The 20724-nt window shown below is 60.7% G+C and carries 18 protein-coding genes and 3 pseudogenes; 7 read left to right on the top strand and 14 right to left on the bottom strand.

All coding sequences use genetic code 11. The annotated features are described in order from the left end of the window. Nucleotides 1-133: 133 nt before the first annotated feature. The gene (locus tag HNO86_RS26130; RefSeq protein WP_175379811.1) at nucleotides 134-1720 is read right to left on the bottom strand and encodes an ABC-F family ATPase; all 1587 of its coding nucleotides are present in this window, start codon (nucleotides 1718-1720) and stop codon (nucleotides 134-136) included. Nucleotides 1721-2101: 381 nt separating this feature from the next. Between HNO86_RS26130 and lpxO the strand changes: the two genes are divergently transcribed. Continuing rightward, a complete protein-coding gene (gene lpxO / locus HNO86_RS26125; RefSeq protein ID WP_175379810.1) occupies nucleotides 2102-3001 on the top strand; it encodes a lipid A hydroxylase LpxO in 900 nt (299 codons plus the stop codon). Nucleotides 3002-3130: 129 nt separating this feature from the next. Here the strand turns inward: lpxO and HNO86_RS26120 are convergent, their stop codons facing one another. Further along, nucleotides 3131-3964 (bottom strand): Ku protein, encoded by an 834-nt coding sequence (locus HNO86_RS26120; RefSeq protein WP_175379809.1) that lies wholly within the window; start codon nucleotides 3962-3964, stop codon nucleotides 3131-3133. A 168-nt stretch (nucleotides 3965-4132) separates the two neighbouring features. Here HNO86_RS26120 and HNO86_RS26115 point away from each other — a divergent pair, with 168 nt between their 5' ends. Together HNO86_RS26115 and HNO86_RS26110 are read left to right on the top strand one after the other, a co-directional pair. Further along, nucleotides 4133-4474, top strand: a complete 342-nt coding sequence (locus HNO86_RS26115) for a hypothetical protein (RefSeq protein WP_175379808.1) — start codon at nucleotides 4133-4135, stop codon at nucleotides 4472-4474. Nucleotides 4475-4518: 44 nt separating this feature from the next. After that, entirely contained in the window at nucleotides 4519-5670 is a 1152-nt protein-coding gene (locus tag HNO86_RS26110; protein WP_175379807.1) for a PQQ-dependent sugar dehydrogenase, read from the top strand. A 44-nt stretch (nucleotides 5671-5714) separates the two neighbouring features. Here HNO86_RS26110 and HNO86_RS26105 read toward each other — a convergent pair. Continuing rightward, a pseudogene (locus HNO86_RS26105) lies at nucleotides 5715-6158 on the bottom strand (GNAT family N-acetyltransferase); the annotation flags it as partial. A 7-nt stretch (nucleotides 6159-6165) separates the two neighbouring features. Here HNO86_RS26105 and HNO86_RS30735 point away from each other — a divergent pair. The 3 genes and pseudogenes from HNO86_RS30735 to HNO86_RS26095 form a co-directional block, all read left to right on the top strand. Next, a pseudogene (locus tag HNO86_RS30735) lies at nucleotides 6166-6246 on the top strand (hypothetical protein); the annotation flags it as partial. Between the two features lie 7 nt (nucleotides 6247-6253). After that, a pseudogene (locus HNO86_RS26100) lies at nucleotides 6254-6367 on the top strand (magnesium transporter CorA family protein); the annotation flags it as partial. Nucleotides 6368-6566: 199 nt separating this feature from the next. Further along, complete coding sequence (locus HNO86_RS26095; RefSeq protein WP_175379805.1) at nucleotides 6567-6839, top strand: DUF1652 domain-containing protein; 273 nt, start codon at nucleotides 6567-6569, stop codon at nucleotides 6837-6839. A 9-nt stretch (nucleotides 6840-6848) separates the two neighbouring features. Here HNO86_RS26095 and HNO86_RS26090 read toward each other — a convergent pair whose 3' ends face one another. Both HNO86_RS26090 and HNO86_RS26085 read right to left on the bottom strand, forming a co-directional pair. Continuing rightward, nucleotides 6849-7244 carry a hypothetical protein gene (locus tag HNO86_RS26090; RefSeq protein ID WP_175379804.1) on the bottom strand — a complete coding sequence of 132 codons (396 nt, stop codon included), beginning with the start codon at nucleotides 7242-7244 and terminating at the stop codon, nucleotides 6849-6851. Nucleotides 7245-7334: 90 nt separating this feature from the next. Beyond that, a complete protein-coding gene (locus tag HNO86_RS26085) occupies nucleotides 7335-7607 on the bottom strand; it encodes a DUF2790 domain-containing protein (RefSeq protein WP_175379803.1) in 273 nt (90 codons plus the stop codon). Nucleotides 7608-7950: 343 nt separating this feature from the next. Between HNO86_RS26085 and HNO86_RS26080 the strand changes: the two genes are divergently transcribed. After that, on the top strand, nucleotides 7951-9252 hold the full coding sequence (locus HNO86_RS26080; RefSeq protein WP_175379802.1) for an OprD family porin: 1302 nt from the start codon (nucleotides 7951-7953) through the stop codon (nucleotides 9250-9252). 224 nt (nucleotides 9253-9476) lie between these two features. On the opposite strand, the gene HNO86_RS26075 is transcribed toward HNO86_RS26080, so the two are convergent. The 9 genes from HNO86_RS26075 to HNO86_RS26035 all read right to left on the bottom strand — a co-directional run bounded on the left by HNO86_RS26075 (nucleotide 9477) and on the right by HNO86_RS26035 (nucleotide 20630). Continuing rightward, nucleotides 9477-10421, bottom strand: a complete 945-nt coding sequence (locus HNO86_RS26075; protein WP_175379838.1) for a carbohydrate kinase — start codon at nucleotides 10419-10421, stop codon at nucleotides 9477-9479. A gap of 13 nt (nucleotides 10422-10434) precedes the next feature. Then, nucleotides 10435-11931, bottom strand: a complete 1497-nt coding sequence (gene xylB / locus HNO86_RS26070) for a xylulokinase (RefSeq protein ID WP_175379801.1) — start codon at nucleotides 11929-11931, stop codon at nucleotides 10435-10437. A gap of 148 nt (nucleotides 11932-12079) precedes the next feature. Continuing rightward, on the bottom strand, nucleotides 12080-13552 hold the full coding sequence (locus HNO86_RS26065; protein ID WP_175379800.1) for a mannitol dehydrogenase family protein: 1473 nt from the start codon (nucleotides 13550-13552) through the stop codon (nucleotides 12080-12082). 16 nt (nucleotides 13553-13568) lie between these two features. Continuing rightward, the gene (locus HNO86_RS26060) at nucleotides 13569-14672 is read right to left on the bottom strand and encodes an ABC transporter ATP-binding protein (RefSeq protein WP_175379799.1); all 1104 of its coding nucleotides are present in this window, start codon (nucleotides 14670-14672) and stop codon (nucleotides 13569-13571) included. Nucleotides 14673-14803: 131 nt separating this feature from the next. Next, nucleotides 14804-15634 (bottom strand): carbohydrate ABC transporter permease, encoded by an 831-nt coding sequence (locus HNO86_RS26055; RefSeq protein WP_175379798.1) that lies wholly within the window; start codon nucleotides 15632-15634, stop codon nucleotides 14804-14806. 10 nt (nucleotides 15635-15644) lie between these two features. Beyond that, nucleotides 15645-16571 carry a carbohydrate ABC transporter permease gene (locus HNO86_RS26050; protein WP_175379797.1) on the bottom strand — a complete coding sequence of 309 codons (927 nt, stop codon included), beginning with the start codon at nucleotides 16569-16571 and terminating at the stop codon, nucleotides 15645-15647. A 142-nt stretch (nucleotides 16572-16713) separates the two neighbouring features. Further along, a complete protein-coding gene (locus tag HNO86_RS26045) occupies nucleotides 16714-18024 on the bottom strand; it encodes a sugar ABC transporter substrate-binding protein (RefSeq protein WP_175379796.1) in 1311 nt (436 codons plus the stop codon). 254 nt (nucleotides 18025-18278) lie between these two features. Then, on the bottom strand, nucleotides 18279-19184 hold the full coding sequence (locus HNO86_RS26040; protein WP_175379795.1) for an AraC family transcriptional regulator: 906 nt from the start codon (nucleotides 19182-19184) through the stop codon (nucleotides 18279-18281). A gap of 153 nt (nucleotides 19185-19337) precedes the next feature. Further along, entirely contained in the window at nucleotides 19338-20630 is a 1293-nt protein-coding gene (locus tag HNO86_RS26035) for a glycosyltransferase (RefSeq protein WP_175379794.1), read from the bottom strand. Between the last annotated feature and the right edge of the window lie 94 nt (nucleotides 20631-20724).

Raw genomic sequence — 20724 nt, 5'->3', positions numbered from 1 at the left:
AGATCGCAGCCTTCGGCAGCTCCTACAGGGAGACGCATTCCAAATGCAGGAGCTGCCGAAAGCTGCGATCTTTTGATTTTGAGGCAATAAAAAGCCCCGCCAGATGGCGGGGCTTCTTGCACAGTGGCGTCGCTTAGAAAACTACACCCTGGCTACGCAGGTAATCATCGTAAGTCCCGCTGAAGTCAGTCACCCCATTCGGGCTCAGCTCGATGATGCGGGTGGCCAGGGACGATACGAACTCACGGTCGTGGCTGACGAAGATCAGCGTGCCCGGGTAGTTCTCCAGCGCCAGGTTCAGCGCTTCGATCGATTCCATGTCCAGGTGGTTGGTCGGTTCGTCCATTACCAGCACGTTCGGCTTTTGCAGGATCAGCTTGCCGAACAGCATGCGGCCTTGCTCACCACCGGAAATCACCTTGACCGACTTGAGGATCTCGTCGTTGGAGAACAGCATCCGGCCCAAAGTACCGCGAATCATCTGCTCGCCCTGGGTCCACTGGCCCATCCAGTCGAACAGGGTGACGTCGTCTTCGAAGTCGTGGGCGTGGTCCTGGGCGTAGTAGCCCAGCTCCGCGCTCTCGGTCCACTTCACGGTACCGGCATCCGGGGTCAGTTCACCCATCAGGGTGCGCAGCAGGGTGGTCTTGCCGATACCGTTCGGGCCGATGATCGCCACGCGCTCGCCGGCTTCGACGGTGAAGCTGAAGTTCTTGAACAGGGTCTTGCCATCGAAGCCCTTGGACATTTTCTCCAGAGTCACGGCCTGACGGTGCAGCTTCTTGGTCTGTTCGAAGCGGATGAACGGGCTGACGCGGCTCGATGGCTTGACTTCGGCCAGCTGGATCTTGTCGATCTGCTTGGCGCGGGAAGTGGCCTGTTTGGCTTTCGAGGCGTTGGCCGAGAAGCGGCTGACGAAGGTCTGAAGCTCCGCGATCTGGGCTTTCTTCTTGGCGTTGTCCGACAGCAGTTGCTCGCGGGACTGGGTCGCCGCGGTCATGTACTCGTCGTAGTTGCCCGGGAACAGGCGCAGCTCGCCGTAGTCCAGGTCGGCCATGTGGGTGCAGACGCTATTGAGGAAGTGGCGGTCGTGGGAAATGATAATCATGGTGCTGTTACGCGCCGTGAGAATGGTTTCCAGCCAGCGAATGGTGTTGATGTCCAGGTGGTTGGTCGGTTCGTCGAGCAACAGCACTTCAGGATTGGAGAACAGGGCCTGGGCCAGCAGGACCCGCAGCTTCCAGCCCGGCGCGACTTCGGTCATTGGCCCGAAGTGCTGTTCCAGCGGAATACCCAGGCCCAGCAGCAGTTCACCGGCACGGGATTCGGCGGTGTAGCCGTCCATTTCGGCGAATTCGGTTTCCAGCTCCGCCACGGCCATGCCGTCTTCTTCGCTCATTTCAGGCAGCGAGTAGATGCGGTCGCGTTCGGCCTTGACCTTCCACAGCTCTTCGTGACCCATGATCACGGTGTCGATCACGGTGAATTCTTCGTAGGCGAACTGGTCCTGGCGCAATTTACCCAGACGCACGTTCGGCTCGAGCATGACCTGCCCGGAGGACGGCTCGAGGTCGCCACCGAGGATTTTCATGAAGGTCGACTTGCCGCAACCATTGGCGCCGATCAGACCGTAACGGTTGCCATTGTTGAACTTGACCGAAACGTTTTCGAACAGCGGCTTGGCGCCGAACTGCATGGTGATGTTAGCTGTAGAGATCAAAGGTTTTTCCTGCGAAGCATTCAGAGTAGCCAGGGTGCGGAGTACCGCGCTTGGCCCGAGTCGAAGTGCGCTGAAGCCGGGACATACCCGTCAGCAACCAAGGGGGCGCAAAGTTTGGCGGCGATTGTACTGGTCTGGCTCTTTAAACGATAGGGCAAAGCGTCACCGTGGCTCTTTGGTGGCACTGTCGTTCAGATTTTGGTTGTTATAGGTTAACTATTGGTTACAAACTGTGGCTAAATTGCCATCCGTTACCCAATACGGCTTTTGGCAAGGCTCAGGGAAGGGCGACCAGACTCGATTGCAGACGCTGCACAAGACCCTTGGCCACGGGTTGGCAAGGGGGCGCAGTTTGTTCACTTCTGACATGTGACGATTTCCGTGAAACTCATCATTGCCGCTATCTATGTTGTCTCCATTGCCTACGTACACCTGCGCGGCCGCGTGCGCCACAAGCTGGGCCGCCAACTGAGCGACCACTCGACGTTCCTGGCGCCGATCAACTGCTTCCTTTATCTGTTCTCGAAGATCCCCAACAAGCCTTACCTCGATCCGAAGGACTTTCCCGATCTGAGCCCGTTGCAGAAGCACTGGGAAGAAATCCGCGCCGAAGGTCAGAACCTGCTGCAGGCCGGTGAGATCAAACGTTCCAACGCATACGACGACGTCGGCTTCAACTCGTTCTTCAAGACCGGCTGGAAGCGTTTCTACCTCAAGTGGTACGGCGACAGTCACCCTTCGGCGATGAAACTCTGCCCGCGTACCACAGAACTGGTGCAGAGCATCGGCTCGATCAAGGCGGCGATGTTCGCGGAATTGCCACCGGGGTCGAAACTGGTGCGCCACCGTGATCCGTATGCCGGCTCCTACCGCTATCACCTGGGCCTGGAAACGCCGAACGATGCCGGTTGCTACATCAATGTCGACGGCGAGAACTACCACTGGCGCGACGGCGAAGCGGTGATGTTCGACGAGACCTTCATTCATTACGCGCAAAACACCACCGACCAGAACCGCATCATCCTGTTCTGCGATGTCGAGCGGCCGATGAAGTATCGCTGGGCGGCGGCGTTCAATGGCTGGTTCAGCCGCAACGTGATGTCGGCGGCCGGCGCGCCGAACGAGGCGGGGGACAAGACGGGCGGGATCAATCGTCTGTTCGGCAAGATCTACAAGATTCGCCTGCGGGGCAAAGAGCTGAAGAAGCGCAATCGCAAGCTCTATTACCTGGAGAAATGGGCGATTTTTGGTGGTTTGCTGGCGATCTTTATCCTCATCTGAGAACACCATATCCCTGCAGGAGCCGAGCTTGCTCGCGATGGTCGTCAACGATGACGCTGGCGACCTGATGCCCGCGGTGTTTTTGCGTGCATCGCGAGCAAGCTCGGCTCCTACAGAGTGGGTTGGCATTCACTTGGAGGCTTTTTTCTTCGCCGCAGGCTTGGCCTTCGGCGCCTTGCCCCCCAGGCTGCGCTTGAGCAACTCGGTCAAATCGATCACATCCGCCGTCTTGCGCGCCTCCTCGTCGGTATCGGTTTCCACATCCTCGATCTTGCCCTCGTGGGCCTTCTTGTCCACCAGCGCCATGATCTTGTCTTCGAACTCGTCGCGGTAATCGTCCGGCGACCACGTCGAACTCATGTCCTGTACCAGCCGCTTGGCCATGTCCAGCTCGCCTTTGGCCAGGGTCGCCTTGGTCACGTCCGGGCCCAACGCCAATTCGTCCAGGCCGCGCACTTGCGCCGGCCAGCGCAGTTTCACCAGCACCAGTGCCGACTCCAGCGGCATCAACGCCGCCAGGTACTGACGGGTGTGCAGCACCACCCGGGCGAGGGCGACCTTGTTGGTCTTGGTCAGGGTTTCACGCAATAGCGCATACACCTTGCCACCGCGTTTGTCCGGCGCCAGGTAATAAGGCGTGTCGATGTACTGCAGCGGAATCTCGTCGCTGTCGACGAAGGAAAAGATATCGATGGTCTGGGTCGACATCGGGTGCGCCGAGCGGATTTCTTCTTCGCTGAGCACCACGTAGCGGCCTTTTTCGTAGGCGACGCCTTTGACGATGTGCTCCTTGGTAACTTCCTTGCCGGTGACCTTGTTGATCCGCTTGTAACCCACCGGCTCCATGCTGCGACTGTCCAGCCAGTCGAAATCGACGCCCTGTGATGACGTCGCCGAGACCAGCGCGACGGGGATATGCACCAGCCCGAAACTGATCGCGCCCTTCCAGATTGCCCGCGCCATGGTCGCTTACTCGAAAGTGATGTTCTGGTGACCCTGGCCTTCGGGCAAAAGTTTCAGCGGTGTGCAGCCGCTGCAAATGTCGTGTTACAGGTTTTGTTTAACAAATCCGAACCCCGGGCGTAGCGTGATATCGAAGTCCTTATCCACGCATTCGTCGAGAGGCTCCCCATGAACCGATGCGTAACCGGCGCCTTTGTGCTGGCCTTGAGCGGCGTGCTCGGCCAGCAGGTCCTGGCGCAAGATCTGTCGCCGCCGATGACGTTGCAGATTGCCCAGAGTCTGCCCAACAGCGGCAACAACAATCCCTATAACAGCCCGACCCGCCGCGCCAATCCCAACAGCATGCAGGGCACCCAGCCCAGCGCACCGGCGGTTCGCGGGCCCAACACCGTGCCGGTGCCACGTCCGCCGACCCTGGACAACGGTGGCATCGGCAACCGCTACCCTCAGAGCCAACCGGCTCCCGCGAGCCCGCCAAGGTTCATCCCCAATCCACCGCCCCGCAATTGAGTGGCAGGGCAACCTCGCCACTCCCATGACAAAAGGAATCGTGCATGTTGCGTAAAACCCTTCTGGCCACATTCTGTGCCGCCGCGTTGACCGGCGTTGCATTGCCTGCGCTTGCAGCCACTTCCCAGGAAATGAACAGCGAACAGGGCACCCTTGAAGTGACGCCCATCGTCCAGGGCCTGGAACACCCCTGGGCGCTGGCTTTCCTGCCCGATCGCAAGGGCATGCTGGTCACCGAGCGGCCGGGCAACCTGAGGCTGGTGAGCGTCGACGGCAAGCTGTCAGCGCCCATCGATGGCGTGCCCAAGGTCTGGGCCAAGGGGCAGGGCGGCTTGCTGGATGTGGCGCTGTCGCCGGAGTTCAAACAGGACCGCACCGTTTACCTGTCCTATGCCGAAGGTGGGGGCGAGGGCGGCACGGCCGGCACTGCCGTCGGCCGTGGGCAGCTGTCCGAAGACCTGAAGAGCCTGAGGAATTTCAAGGTGATTTTCCGCCAGGAGCCGAAACTGTCGGTGGGCAACCATTTCGGCTCGCGGCTGGTGTTCGATCGCAATGGCTATCTGTTCATCACCCTGGGTGAAAACAACGACCGCCCGACCGCCCAGGATCTGGACAAGCTGCAAGGCAAGATCGTGCGCATCTATCCGGACGGCAAGGTTCCGGACGACAACCCCTTCGTCGGCCAGTCCGGGGTGCGCCCCGAGATCTGGGCCTACGGTGTGCGCAACCCCCAGGGCGCGGCGCTCAACCCGTGGAACGGGGTGCTCTGGGAAAACGAGCACGGCCCCCGTGGCGGCGACGAGGTCAACATCATCGAGCGCGGCAAGAATTACGGTTGGCCGCTGGCCACCCACGGCATCAACTATTCCGGCCAACCGATCCCGGAAGCCAAGGGCAAAACCGCCGTGGGCACCGTCGACCCGCATCATGTCTGGGAGAAGTCCCCGGGGGTGAGCGGCATGGCGTTCTATGACGGGGATCGTTTCAAGGCCTGGCAACACAACGCGTTTATCGGCGCGCTGGTGAGCCAGGAGTTGATTCGCCTTCAGTTCGATGGAGACCGGGTGGTTCATGAGGAGCGGTTGCTGGGGGAGTTGAACAAGCGCATTCGCGATGTGCGGCAGGGGCCGGATGGTTATCTGTACGTGCTGACCGACGAAGACAATGGCGGGCTTTACAGAGTCGGCCTGAAGTAACCGCATTCCCGTGTAGGAGCTGCCGCAGGCTGCGGCAGCTCCTACAGGGTTTTGTTCATGCGCAATGCATCGACGTTGTCCTGATAAAAAGCGGGGATCAAGCCGAATGGCCGGTAACCGTTGCGCTCATACAAGGCGATAGCCACCGGATTGTCGACCCGCACTTCCAGCCGCAAATCGGCGCATTTGCGCTCCCGGGCACAAGCCTCCACGCGTTCGAGCAAACCTCTGCCCAACCCCTTGCCCCGCGCCCGGTCGGCAATGGCAAGCGAATACAGCCGCGCCACAGAACTGCTTCGATGAAACAGCACCACCGCATAACCTGCCAGTTCCTCCCCGCACCGGGCCACCAGCAACCGCCCGTTGGCCCCTTCGATCATCCAGCGGAAACTGCGACGGCTTAGCCGATCCGTGCTGAAACACTGCTCTTCCAACCGCAGTAACTCAGGCAAATCTCCCATCACCGCCAAACGAAAAACCGTACTCATATGACCGCTGCAGGACGATCTGTATGGCCTGGTGCTGGAAGAGTTCGTGCGTCGCCTGGAACTCAAACGTCGCGGCCAGGCCTGGTGAGCAATCGATGATCAAGAGCTTTCAATTGGCCGATGGCGCCTTGCACGCCGTCGAGCGGCTGGACGCCGAGGTGCTGCTGTTCAGCAATCCCGATGCCGGCGAAAACTTCAGCCTGATGCACATTGCACGATTCTTTTCGGCCTTTTTGCAATTTGCATGATGGCTATTCGATCTTCTTGTGGTTAACCCGTTGATTTACCGATGAGCTGCACGGCGAAATTCAAGGCATGAATTATGCTCTAGCTTTCTTGAGCTGGCCGGGATAACAAACGAGTCAGTGCCGATAATTGTTTGGCAGTTTTATTAAGGAGAGGTTCGCCATGTTTCTTTCTGCCTTGGAACTTCGCAACATCATTGAGAGCAGTTTTTTGCCGAAACGCTGCCAATGCACGCTGTCGCCTGACTTGTCCATGACCGTAAAAGTGTATGCCAATGGGGAAACGGATCAGCTTGATCTGTTAAGGACGGGCATCGATGCCCAGCGCCTCACAGGCTGTCGGGAAATCAACAATCTGATTGCTGAACTGCGCACCGAGATGCAACAGCAATACGTTGTCCCGGCACACAGCCCGGCGATGCGCAAGGCGCTTTGATTCGCGGTTTCAGGTCAAGGTTTCAAGTTCGACCGACACGCGCCGGGTCTGGAAAAATGCCAGGCCCAGCGCCAGTTCGACGCCCACCGCAACCAGAATGCCTGGACCGGCATGGCCATTGAGCCATTCGCCGAAGCCCAGTATCGCCAGTCCCCAGCAGCCAATCATGAAGGCATTGCTCAGTGCATTGCGGGTTTGGGATTGCGCTTCGTTACGCAGCAGAAAGAACATCAGGGCAAGGACCATGAACAGCACGGCCATGCGTCGTGAAATGAGGCCGGAAGCGAGGGAGTATTCGATATCCCAGCTGGCCAGGATCCGGTCGGGCGCGAAGCCCCAGACAAGCGCGAGAAACAAACAAAGTGCGGCGGTGAAAGTAGACAACGTCCTGAACGAAAACTGCATAGCTGATCCTTGCGGCAGTGAGGGTGGCGCTAGAGCATAGCGTCAGAACCCTCACTCGAATACTGCAAGGTGCTATTTCAGACGATTCAGTCAGTTTTGATAACTGCATGCGTAGGAAAGTTTTCTATAGGCAAGCTCTGTCGGTTTGCCGGTCTGGGTGTCGATGTATTGCATGGTTGCGGTGACCACCTCGCAGTCCAGCGTGTCGGGCTCGGACAGGGCGATGACCTTGCCGACGTGCAGCGGCATGCCGTAGTGGTAGGAGGGTATGGCCGAGGAGGTGTTGGTGTCGCCGGTCTGGGCCATGGCGGCAAACGGCGTGCAGGCGAGGGCGGCGCAAAGCAGCAGGGCGCGTGAGTTCATGAGGCAATCTCCAATGCAGGCAAAGGTGGGTTCGACGTGGCGTCGAACTTGCCGCACTGGTCAACAGAGCGATGGCATCCGAAAGCACTGAAGGCGTGCGGTCCATTCATCATTTAAGGCCACGATTAAACTTCCGTTAAGCCATCGGCGTGCCACCTGTCGCATTTGCCACTACCGTCCGGCGGACAAAACCCTACTAAAGTCGTCTGCAGCGCCGGCGCGCCCTCTGCGATGATGGCTGCTCACCCCGCGTTTTCGCTTCCTCCGGTCCGTTACAGGTTCGGTGCGAGGCTGTTTCTGGCTGCGTTCGCCCTGGTGTGAATGCAGCCCTGTTGGAGTTCTCATGCGTCCCCCCTTTAGCTTGATCCTCGCGCGCCAGTCTCTGGGCTTCGGCGCTGTCGTGCTGTGCGCAGGTTTTGCCGGATCGATCCAGGCCAGCGGTTTCATCGAAGACAGCAAGGCCAATCTCGAATCGCGCACGATCTATTTCAATCGCGATTTTCGTGACGGGCACACGTCCAATGAACAGGGCGCTTCAAAGCGTGAGGAGTCGGCTCAGGGTTTCATTCTCAATGTGCAATCGGGCTACACCGAAGGCACGGTGGGCTTTGGTGTCGATGCGTTGGGCATGCTGGGGATCAAGCTCGATTCCAGCCCGGACAGCAGCAACAGTGGCCTGCTGCCGTCCAGCGGCAGCAATCCCCGTGGTTCAGCGGATGAATACAGCAAGCTGGGGCTGACGGCCAAGGTCCGGGTTTCCCGAAGCGTGTTGAAGTACGGCGCGCTGTTGCCGGATGTGCCGCTGCTCAAATACAACGATGGGCGCCTGCTGCCGACCATGTTCAACGGCGCCATGCTCACCTCCAAGGAGGTCAACGACCTGACGTTCATGGCCGCGCGCCTGGACAAGTACACCGCCCGGGATTCCACCGATGCCCAGGACATCCGCGTGCACTGCAAGAACAAGCGTTATGCCTGCAACATCACAGCCGATCACTTCGACATGTACGGTTTTGACTACAAGCTCAATGACCGGCTGACCGCGCAGTATCACTACGCCGAGCTGGAAGACATTTACCGCCAGCACTTCGTGGGATTGCTCGGCAACCAGCCGTTGGGCGGCGGGGTGCTCAAGGCCGATCTGCGCCTGCTCAAAAGTGCCGACAGCGGTGCGGCCAAGGCCGGGTCCATCGACAACCGTGCCCTGAGCGGGATGCTGGCCTATGCCATCAGTGGCCATACCTTCAGCGCCGGCTGGCAGCGCATGAACGGCGACAACTCGATGCCGTATCTGGATGGCACCAACCCGTACCTGGTCAACTACGTGCAGGTCAACGACTTCGCCGCGGCCCAGGAGCGTTCGTGGCAGTTGCGTTATGACTATGACTTCAAGGGCATCGGCCTCAACGGCCTGACATTCATGACCCGTTATGTGAACGGCGATCACATCAAGGTGCCAGGCAGTGATCAGGAAGGTAAAGAATGGGAGCGTGACAGCGAGTTGAAGTACGTGGTGCAGGGCGGGACGTTCAAGGATGTCAGCCTGCGGTTGCGCAATGCGACGTACCGGACCAACTATGCGCAGTTTGCGCGGGATGTGGATGAGACGCGGTTGATCGTGAGCTACAACTTTTCGATTTTGTAGGAGCGAGCTTGCTCGCGATGGAGGCACGGACATCGCGGGGTGTCAGGCTGCCAGCGTCATCGTTGACGACCATTACAGGGTTTTGCGACGTACCACCGATTCCGTGCAGGAGCTGTCGAGTGAAACGAGGCTGCGATCTTTTAGAAGCAAGATCAAAAGATCGCAGCCTTCGGCAGCGCCTACAGGATTCTGTGCAACACCACAGATCAACTGTGGGATTGAGGTCAGCGAATATCCAGCTGATGCCGATAAGGCAAATCCGGCCCGGTCTTGCCGCAGGTCAGCGCCGCGGCGCGGACGGCGAATCGGGCCATGTCGTCGATCTGCTGGCGACTGAGCTGTCGCACGCCCTCCACCGAATCCAGCTGTTGCTCGGTCAGCCAGGCAATCAGCGCCGCCTGGAAGGTATCGCCGGCGCCCACGGTGTCGGCGATCTGCACCGGTTGTGCCGGTACCGACCACGCGCCATGGGCACGGCTGAACACCGTCGCACCATCGCCACCACGGGTCAGGAACACCACCTGACAGCGGTGCTGCAACCAGCCCTCGATCACCTGCGCCGGCTCCTGGTCAAGACACAGCAGGTGCAAATCCTCGTCGCTGACCTTGATCAGGTCCGCATGCTCGACCAGCGAGTCAATGCGCGAACGCCACAGTTCGATGTCCGGCTGCGGATTGAGCCGAACGTTCGGATCGAGGCTGATCAGGCGCTGGCCGCTTTCCCGCCGTACCAGGGCCAGCAGGGTGTCGGCAATCGGCTGCACCACCAGCGAAAACGAACCGAAGTGCAAGCCACGCACCTCAGGCCCCAGGGTCGGCAGGTGCTCGGGCTTCAACTGCCGATCCGCGCAGCCTTCGCCACGAAAGCTGTACTGTGGCGAGCCATTGGCGCCCAGCGCGACCATCGCAAGGGTGGTAGGCGCCGCACAATCCAGCAGGTAGTCGGTTCGCACGTTTTCGTCCTGCAACACCTTGAGCAGACGCCGACCCAGATAATCGGTGGACAGCCCGGCAAACAGCGCCGCGTCCACGCCCAGGCGTCGCAGGCCCACGGCAACGTTGAACGGCGAGCCGCCAGCGATCGCCTTAAAGTTCACCTGCGAAGCCAGACCGCTGGCGTCGTTGTCACTGAAAAAATCGAACAGCGCTTCGCCACACACCAGATACATATTCATTCACTCTTCAAAGGGTTGCGACATGCTGTCGGTAGCGTTCGTAGGCCTGTTGCGCGGCGGCCACATTCTCGGCAATCGGTCGGGTTTCGCTGGCAGCATCTAGTTTGACGCAACGCTCGCACAGCGCCTGCAGGCTTTCTGCCTGTCCGTTTGACCGAGCCGTGCACCACGCCGCCTGAATCGCCGCGCCGAGGGCAGCGGCTTCACTCTGTTCGGTGCAGATCACCGGCGTATCCATGATGTCGGCGACGATCTGTCGCCACACTGGGCTTTTCGAGCCACCGCCGATCAGGCAGATGCTGCGGCTTTGTAAGCCATTGTGACGCAGCAGGTCCAGTCCGTAACGCAATCCGAAGGTAGTGCCTTCGACCACGGCCCGGCACAGGTTCGCCCGGGTCAGGTTGCTCATGGTCAGGCCGTGGAGGCTGCCGGTGGCGTGGGGCAGGGCCGGGACGCGTTCGCCGTTGAGGAATGGCAGCACGCTCACGCCTTCGGAGCCGATGGGCGCCTGGGCCACCAGATCGTTGAAACTGTCGAGATCCAGATCGAGCAATTCGCGAATCGCACCGGTGGCGTTGGTCAGGTTCATGGTGCAGATCAGCGGCAGCCAGCCGCCGGTGGACGAGCAGAAGGTCGCGACCGCCGCATCCATGCTGACTTTCGGCGAGTCGGCATAGGCGTACACCGTGCCGGACGAACCGAGGCTCATGGTGATCGCGCCGGGCTGAATGTTGCCGGTGCCGATGGCGCCCATCATGTTGTCGCCGCCGCCGCTGGACACTTGGGCTTGCGGGTTGATGCCCAGATGCCGGGCAATTTCCGGCAACACGGTGCCGACGACGGCCTGAGCGTCGATCAACTCCGGCAATGCCGCTTGCAGGCGTCCGCCGGGATCGATGTGGCGCAGCAACTGCAGGTCCCACTGACGGCTGCGCACGTTGAAATAGCCGGTGCCCGAGGCATCGCCGTATTCGCTGCAACTGCGGCCGGTGAGCCAGAAGTTCAGGTAGTCGTGGGGCAGCAGGATGCGGGCGATGCGCGAGAAGATCTCGGGGTGCTGTTCCTTGGTCCACAGCAGTTTCGAGACGGTGTAGCCGGGGGCGATGACCACGCCCAGGCGCTCCAGCGAACCTTGCTCGCCGCCCAGGTGGTGCAGCAGGCGGTCGTTTTGTGCGGTGGTTTCGGTGTCGCACCAGAGCTTGGCCGGGCGCAGGACCTGGCCCTGATCGTCGAGCAGGACCAGGCCGTGCTGCTGGCCGGAGACGCCGACGCCGAGGATGTCCTGGCCGTCAACGTTGGCGGCCAGCAAGGCGCGGCGGGTGGCGAGGGTGAATGCCTCGATCCATTGCGCCGTGTCCTGCTCGCGCCGGCCATTGGCGCCGCTGATCATCTTGTGCGCGGCGGCGCCCTGGCCCAGGACCTGACCGCTTTGGGCGTCGAGAATCAGGGCCTTGGTGCCCTGTGTGCCGCAGTCGATGCCGAGGAAGAGTTGTTGGGTTGCCATGAGGAGCCCCTGGTGTGTCAGTTCAATCTCGGTGAAGCCATTCGCGAGCAAGCCCGCTCCCACATTCGACGGTGTTCAACCTGAAGAAACTCGATCAAGTGTGGGAGCGGGTTTGCTCGCGAATACGGAAGTACATTCACCAACGTGTTTAAGCCAGCACCCGCTCCAACGTCCCCGTCACGCCATGTTCGCGCAAGCTGTTGCAGCACCACTCAAACGCCGCCACAAACGGCGCCGACTGCGCAATCGCCGTGCCGAAAATCTCCTCCACCGCCAACAGCCGCTGGGTCATCAACACATCATCAGCCACCAGCGCCTGACAGAAAGCCGCCCGTGGATCGGGAATGCTGTAGGTGTCGCCATTCTCGTCCACCCCCTTCAAATACAACGCCCAGGCCGCCACCACCAGGGCCGCGCGCCTGGTCTCCCGACCATCCGCGATCAAGCGGTTGATGGTCGGCACCGTGAACTTGGGAAACTTCGACGACCCATCCGAACACACCCGCTCCAGCTGATCGGCAATCGCCTGATTGGAGAAACGCTCCACCAGCGTGTTCTTGTACTCGGTCAGGTCGATCCCCGGCACCGGCGACAACTGCGGGGTCACGTCCAGATCCATGTAGGCCTGCATGTAGCGCACGAACAGCGGGTCGTTCATGGTCTCGTGGACGAACCGGTAACCCTTGAGAAACCCCAGGTAAGTCAGGGCCAGGTGGCTGCCGTTGAGCAGCTTGATCTTCATTTCTTCGTATGGCGTGACGTCGTCGGTGAACTGCACGCCGACCTTTTCCCAGGCCGGGCGGCCATTGACGAACTTGTCTTCCAGCACCCATTGCACGAACGGCTCGCACACCACCGGCCAGGCATCGTCCACGCCATGCTGGTCGGCCAGTTGCAGGCGGTGCTCGGTGCTGGTCATCGGCGTGATGCGGTCGACCATGGCGTTGGGGAAGCTGACGTTGGTCGCGATCCAGTCGCGCAGATCGGCGTCGCGCAGCGCGGCGAAAGCCAGCAGGGCCTTGCGGGTGACGGCGCCGTTGTGCGGCAGGTTATCGCAGGACATCAGGGTGAAGGCCGGCGTGCCCGCGGCCCGGCGCCTGGCCAGTGCGGCGCAGAGGAAACCGAACACGGTGTTCGGTGCGCCCGGATTGGCCAGGTCATGCTGAATCTGCGGCAGGTGGGCCATGAACTCGCCGTTGCTGTCGTCGATGCAGTAACCGCCCTCGGTAATGGTCAGCGACACGATACGGATCTGCGGATCGGCGAGTTTGTCGATCAGCGCCCGGGCATTGTCCTCGGCCAGCAGCATGTCACGGATCGAGCCGATCACCCGCACTTCGGTGTCGTCGTTGTCACCCAGTTCGAACAGGGTGAACAGGCAGTCCTGGCCGTGCAGGTCGTCATGGGCGCGACGGTCTTCGGCGCGCAGGCCGACACCGCAGATCGCCCAGTCCAGGCCTTCGCCCAGGTTCATCAGCGCGTCGGTGTAGTACGCCTGATGGGCGCGATGGAAGCCGCCGACGCCGATATGCGCGATGCCCTGGCGGGTGTCGCTGAGGGCGTAGGCGGGCAGGACCACCTCGGGGGCGAGGCGGTTGAGGTTTTGTTGGTTGAGTTTCATACAGGTTCTCGAAAAATCAGGCGGCAACGCGCAGCGGACGGGCTAAAGCCACGCCGTCGGCATCGAACAAATGGCAGTGCTCGGCATCCAGGTGCAGGTTCAGGGTTTCGCCGTAACGGCTGGCCAGATCGCCGCGCACGCGCAGGGTCAGGGCCTCGCCGGACGCGGTGCGCGTGTGGCAGAAGGTGTCGCTGCCCAGACGCTCGCTGACGTCGGCGGTGACCTGCAAGGTGCAGTCGCCGGGCTTGGCCAGTTCCAGGTGTTCCGGACGAATCCCCAAGGTCACCGCGCCGCCGACGCTCAGGTTGGCGCCGCTCAACGGCAGGGAGATGCGGGTGCCGGCGTCCAGCGTCACCTCACAACCCAGGCTGTCGACGCGGCTGACGGTGCCTTTGAGGAAACCCATTTTCGGCGTGCCGAGAAAGCCGGCGACGAACAGGTTGGCCGGGTGGTGATACAGGTCCAGGGGCGAGCCGACCTGCTCGATCTTGCCGCCATTGAGCACCACCACCTTGTCGGCCATGGTCATGGCTTCGACCTGATCGTGGGTCACGTAGATCATGGTCGCCTGCAGTTCCTTGTGCAGGCGCAGCAGCTCCAGGCGCATCTGTACCCGCAGGGCGGCGTCGAGGTTGGACAGCGGTTCATCGAACAGGAAGATTTTCGGGTTGCGCACGATGGCCCGGCCGATGGCCACGCGCTGGCGTTGCCCACCGGAGAGTTGCTTGGGTTTGCGTTCCAGCATCGGCCCCAGCTCAAGGATGCGCGCCGCTTCACCGACTTTCTTTTCCACTTCGGCTTTGGACACGCCGGCCAGGTCGAGGGCGAAGGACATGTTCTTGCGCACGCTCATGTGCGGGTACAGGGCGTAGGTCTGGAACACCATGGCCAGGTCACGCTTGGCCGGGCTGACTTCGGTGATGTCGCGTCCATCGAGCTCGATGGTGCCGCCGCTGACTTCCTCCAGCCCGGCGATCAGCCGCAGCAGGGTGGACTTGCCACAGCCGGACGGGCCGACGAAGACCACGAATTCCTTGTCGTTCACTTCGAGGTCGATGCCCTTGATGATGGAAAAGCCTTCGAAGCCTTTTTGCAGGTTCTTGATTTTCAGGTTGGCCATGGTGGTGGGCCTCCACTTGTTGTTTTTTTAAGATCAAAAGATCGCAGCCTTCGGCAGCTCCTGCACAAAGCAACCAAGCGCCGCGAGTCCCCTGTAGGAGCTGCTGCAGGCTGCGATCTTTTGCTTTTGATTCATTTCACGGCGCCAAACGACAAACCGCGCACCAGTTGCTTCTGGCTGATCCAGCCAAAGATCAGGATCGGCGCGCAGGCCAGGGTCGAGACTGCCGACAACTTGGCCCAGAACAACCCTTCGGGGCTTGAGTAAGAGGCAATCAGCGCGGTGAGCGGCGCGGCTTTCGACGAGGTCAGGTTCAGCGACCAGAACGCCTCGTTCCAGCACAGGATCAACGACAGCAGCACGGTGGACGCCAGGCCACCCTTGGCGATCGGCAGCAGCACCCGCAGCATCTCCTGGGTCAGGGTGGCGCCGTCCAGGCGGGCGGCTTCGAGGATGTCCTTGGGGATGTCCTTGAAGTAGGTGTAAACCATCCAGACCACGATCGGCAGGTTGATCAGGGTGTAGATCACGATCAGCGCGATGCGCGTATCGAGCAGGCCGAACTGCTTGGCCAACAGGTAGATCGGCATCAGCACGCCCACCGGCGGCAGCATCTTGGTGGAGAGCATCCACAGCAGCGTGCCCTTGGTGCGCCGGGTTTCATAGAACGCCATGGAGTAGGCTGCCGGCACCGCGATCAGCAGGCACAGGGCGGTGGCGCAGAAGGAAATCACCACCGAGTTCCAGGCGAAGCTCATGTAATCGCTGCGCTCGTTGATGTGCAGGTAGTTTTCCAGCGTCGGCGTGAAGATGAACTGCGGCGGTGTGGCGAACGCGTCGATTTCGGTCTTGAAGCTGGTCAGCACCATCCAGAAGATCGGGAAGAAGATCAGGATCGCGATGGCCCAGGCCAGGGTGCCCAGCAGCAGGCTTTGCAGGCGACGGGATTGTTGTAGGGTCATGGCGCGGGCCTCAGGCTTTGTCTGTCAGGTTTTTGCCGATCATCCGCACCAGGACGATGGCCGCGATGTTGGCGATCACCACCGCGATCAACCCGCCCGCCGAGGCCATGCCGACGTCGAACTGCACCAGCGCCTGGTTGTAGATCAGGTAGGCGAGGTTGGTCGAGGCGTAGCCGGGGCCGCCATTGGTGGTGGTGAAGATTTCGGCGAACACCGAGAGCAGGAAGATGGTTTCGATCATCACCACCACCGCAATCGGCCGTGCCAGGTGCGGCAGGGTCAGGTGCCAGAAAATCGCGATGGGCCCGGCACCGTCCAGGCGCGCGGCTTCTTTCTGTTCCTGGTCGAGGGACTGCATGGCGGTCATCAGGATCAGGATCGCGAAGGGCAGCCACTGCCACGAGACAATGATGATGATCGACAGCAGCGGGTAGTGCGCCAGCCAGTCCACGGGCTCTGCGCCGAACAGCTTCCAGACGTAGGCGAGGATTCCCGACACCGGATGGAAAATCAGGTTTTTCCAGATCAGCGCGCCGACGGTGGGCATGATGAAGAACGGTGAGATCAGCATCACCCGGACAATGCCGCGGCCGAGAAAGTCGGTGGCCTCGAGCAGGGCGCTGATCAACACCCCCAGCACCACGCTGATTGCCAGCACGCTGCCCACCAGCAGCAGCGTATTGGTGGCGCCGGGCATGAAGCCCGAATCGGTCAGGAAGTAAGTGAAGTTCTCCAGCCCCACGAATTCGTTTTCGCCGGGGTAGAGCAGGTTGTAGCGGATCATCGAGAAATAGACGGTCATGCCCAGCGGCACGATCATCCACAACAGCAGCAACGCCACCGAAGGGCTGACCAGAAACCAGCCGGGGTTGGCCACCCGGCTTTTGCGCAGCGGCTGGGGGATGTCCATGTGGGCTTTGGCGGTTGAAGTATTCATGGGAGTCGCAACCGATTTTGAACAGGCAACTTGGAACCTGTGGGAGCGGGCTTGCCCGCGATGAGGGAGTGTCAGTAGACAATGATGTAGCTGACACACCGCTATCGCGGGCAAGCCCGCTCCCACAGGGAGTAGGGGGTGGCTATTTGGGATAACCCGCGCGCTTCATCTCGCGTTCAGTGGACTGCTGCGCCGCAGCCAAAGCCTGGTCGACCGTGGTCTGGCCGATCAAGGCGGCGGAGAACAGCTTGCCGACCTGGGTGCCCACCGCCTGGAACTCGGGGATGGTCACCAACTGGATGCCGATGTAAGGCACCGGGCGGGCGCCGGGTTTGCTCGGGTCAGCGGCCTTGAGCGATTCGAGGGTGACCTTGGCGAACGGCGCGGCGTTCATGTATTGCGCGCTGTAGGTCGAGGCGCGGGTGCCTGGCGGCACGTTGGCGATGCCGTCGGTCTTGGCGACCAGGGCGCCGTATTCCTTGGACGTGGCCCAGGCGCTGAAGGTCTTGGCGGCATCCTTGGCCTTGGAACTGGTCGGAATCGCCAGCGCCCAGGAGTAGAGCCACGCCGAACCCTTGTCGGTGGTTTCGTGCGGCGCATAGGTGAAGCCGACGTTGTCGCTGACCTTGCTCTGGGTCTTGTCGGTGACGAACGAGCCGGCGACGCTGGCATCGACCCAGATCGCGCACTTGCCGCTGTTGAACAGCGCGAGGTTTTCGTTGAAGCCGTTGCTGGAAGCCCCCGGTGGGCCGGATTTCTTCATGGTGTCGACGTAGAAATTCAGCGCGTTCTTCCACTCGGGGTCGTTGAATTCCGGCTGCCATTTCTCATCGAACCAGCGTGCGCCATAGGCGTTGGCGACGGTGGTGATCAGCGCCATGTTCTCGCCCCAGCCGGCCTTGCCGCGCAAGCAGATACCGTACTGCTCTTTGGTTTTATCGGTCAGTTTTTCAGCGTATTCGCCGATCTGTGTCCAGGTCGGGTGCTCGGGCATGGTCAGGCCCGCGTCCTTGAACAGATCGGTGCGGTAATAGGTGATGGAGCTTTCGGCGTAGAACGGCAGGGCGTACAGCGAGCCTTTCACCGACAGGCCTTCGCGCACCGACGGGAACACGTCGTCGAGGTCATAACTGGCCGGCAGGTCCTTCATCGGTTCCAGCCAGCCCTTGGCTCCCCAGAGTGCCGCTTCGTACATACCGATGGTCAGCACGTCGAACTGCCCGCCCTGGGTGGCGATGTCGGTGGTCAGGCGCTGACGCAGGACGTTTTCTTCCAGCACCACCCAATTGAGCTTGATCTGCGGATGCTCGGCTTCGAAGGTTTTCGAGAGCTTTTGCATGCGAATCATGTCGCTGTTGTTGACGGTGGCGATGGTCAGGGTCTGAGCGCCGAGGCTGACGCTGCTGAGGGTCATGCAGGTGAGGGCGAGCAGAGCTTTTACAGAAGGTTGCATCGAGCACTCCTTTTCTGCACCCGAGGGTTACAGAAGGACAGTTATTGTTTTTGTGGCTTGCGATCCAGCAAGCATCTGCGCTGATTACAACGTTCAATCGTGGGCGAGACAAATCATCCATCGCACTGGGATCGATACTTTTTTGCACTTAAGATTTGTGGGGGAGATGTAGGGAAGGGCGTTACAGGGGGACTGGGGCGTGGGATTCGTACAGGTTTAAGGGTAAAAAGCGCTCCCACATTGGCTCTCTGTCGTTAACCCAGATTCTGTTCGGTCAACCGCTGCACCACCAACCGCCGATAATGCGAGGGGGTCATGCCCTTGAGCTGTTGGAAGCGCCGGTTGAAGTTGGAAATGTTGTTGAACCCCGACTCGAAACACACGTCGGTCACCGGCTTGTCGCCATCGGCCAAGAGCTCGCAGGACTTGCTGATGCGCAGGCGATTGACGAACTCGATGAAATTGCGCCCCGTGGCCTGCTTGAACACCCGGCTGAAATAGGTCGGCTTCATGCCCAGGTGCTCGGCCACTTCCTCAAGCGTCAGGTCACGGGCGTAGTGGGCGAAGATGTAGTCCACCGCGCGGTTGGTGCGGTCGATGTTGTGCTCATCCGCCAGTTGCGGCGTGGTCGCGCCGGACAGCAGCTGGTAGTCGTCACAGGCCGCCAGCAGCTCCAGCAGGATGAAAAAGTGCCCCAGGCGTGTCACGCCGGTGGTATCGGCGATGCGCTGCATCAGGTCCACGGTCTTGCGGATGGTGGCCTTGCAGCGAAACTCGATGCCGTATTGGGCGCGCTCCAGCAGCGGCGCCAGGGTCTTGAGTTCGGCGAATACCTGATAGCCGCTGTCGAACAGCTCGTCGGTGAAGTTGACCAGCATGTCGCGCTTTTCCACCACCTCGTCCTCGGCCACCTGGCTGATCCAGTTGTGCGGCAGGTTGGGTCCGGTGAGGAACAGCGTTTCGGGGTAGAAGTTGCCGATGTAGTCGCCGATGAACACCTTGCCAGAACTGGCGACGATCAGGTGCAACTCGTATTCCTTGTGAAAATGCCAGCGCACCAGCGGGCAGGGAAAACCGTGCTGGCGATAGATGATGGACAGGCCGTTGTGGTCGTCCATCAACTCGTAGGAAGGGTCGGTGATGCGTGCGGGGCGGTTCATGTCTGGGCGCTTTTGTTGTTATCGCTGAGCGATCATGCCTCTTCCGGGGCAGGCAATGCCAGCAGCTGTGCAGGAGGTGTCGAGTGCAACGAGGCTGCGATCTTTTAAAAGCAAAATCAAAAGATCGCAGCCTGCGGCAGCTCCTACAGGGTTCTATGGCGCGCGGTTCTTTGCCTCGATCCATTGCGACATGTACTGCGTGCTCTTGTGCTGGTGATGGCGCAGCATGCTGCCGGTGAAGTTGTCTCTTCTGAGAGTGCCAAGGTTTTGCAGGCAATGCTCGATCCGGGCGACCAGCGCCGGGCCGTGGACGTCCTGCCGATAACGATTGGCGAGCAACTGTAGTCCATCGGCTTGGGCCTCAAGCCAGCGGTTCTGGTCCTGATGCAGTTGCACGGCCTGCTCGGCGAACTCCCGCGCCGTGCGGGTGATCGCCCCCGGCCAGGGTTCGTCGCCATGCATCGCTTCGGCGCCAATCGGTGTGGTGACATTGGGTGTACCGCAGAGCATCGCATCGACGATCTTGCCCTTGACCCCCGCACCAAAGCGCAGCGGTGCCATGCACACCCGTGCCGCCGACATCACTTGCAGTGCGTCTTCGGCCCAGTTCATGACATGAAAACCTTGCGCCGGATTGTGCAGCGCGGTGGCCTTGGGCGGTGTGTAGGCGCCATAGATGTGTAACTGCGCGCCCGGCAGGCGTTCGCGAATCAATGGCCAGATCGCGGTTTTCAACCACAGCACCGCATCCCAGTTGGGCGCATGGCGGAAGTTGCCGATATGCAGAAAGTGCGCGCGATCTTCGAAAGGTGCCGGGGGATCTTTCGGCAGATCGACCATCAGCGGGCACCAGTGCAGCAGTTCGCGTGGAATCTTGAACTGCTCGACCAGCAATTCTACTTCCACTTCGGAAATCATCAGGTTCAGGTCGCATCGGTAGATCGATGCGATTTCCCGCTGGGCCAGATCGGTGTCGGCCATGAACTCGAATTCTTCGCGCAGCGCCGGGGCGAACAGTTCGCTGAAGTCGTTGGTGTCGTCACTGGCTTTCAGGCGCTGCTTGAGCCGCTGGTGCCGGGCATCGCGCAGGCTTTGCAGATCGGAGGTCTCGAGCACGCGCAACGCGTCGGGGCAGTGCTTTTCCACGCGCCAGCCGAACTGTTCTTCCATCATGAAGCGATCGAACAACACCACATCCGGGACCAATTCGCGGATGAAAGTATCGAAACCGCTGTTGTTCAACTCGATGGGTACTTCTTCGATACCCAGTGCCCCGAGGTCCGCGCGGTGTTCGCCGGAGCGCGCGGGGCTGCTGAAGGTGACGGTCCAACCCCGGGCCAGGAAGGATTCGAGGATCTGCATCATATGCCCACCGGCCGCGGAAGAGCGGGGTTCGGGCCAGACGTAACCGATGACCAGGACGTGGGTTGGGCGGGGGTGGGTCATGAAGGAATTCCCTGAAACGGACAAGCACAGAAATTACAGCAAAGCACGGTCCTTGTAGCAGCTGGCGAAGCCTGCGTCCGACTGCGAAGCAGTC

The sequence above is a fragment of the Pseudomonas sp. C1C7 genome (genome assembly GCF_013359595.1).
In the GTDB taxonomy this organism is placed as follows: domain Bacteria; phylum Pseudomonadota; class Gammaproteobacteria; order Pseudomonadales; family Pseudomonadaceae; genus Aquipseudomonas.
This window is presented reverse-complemented; position numbering and strand designations above follow the sequence as displayed.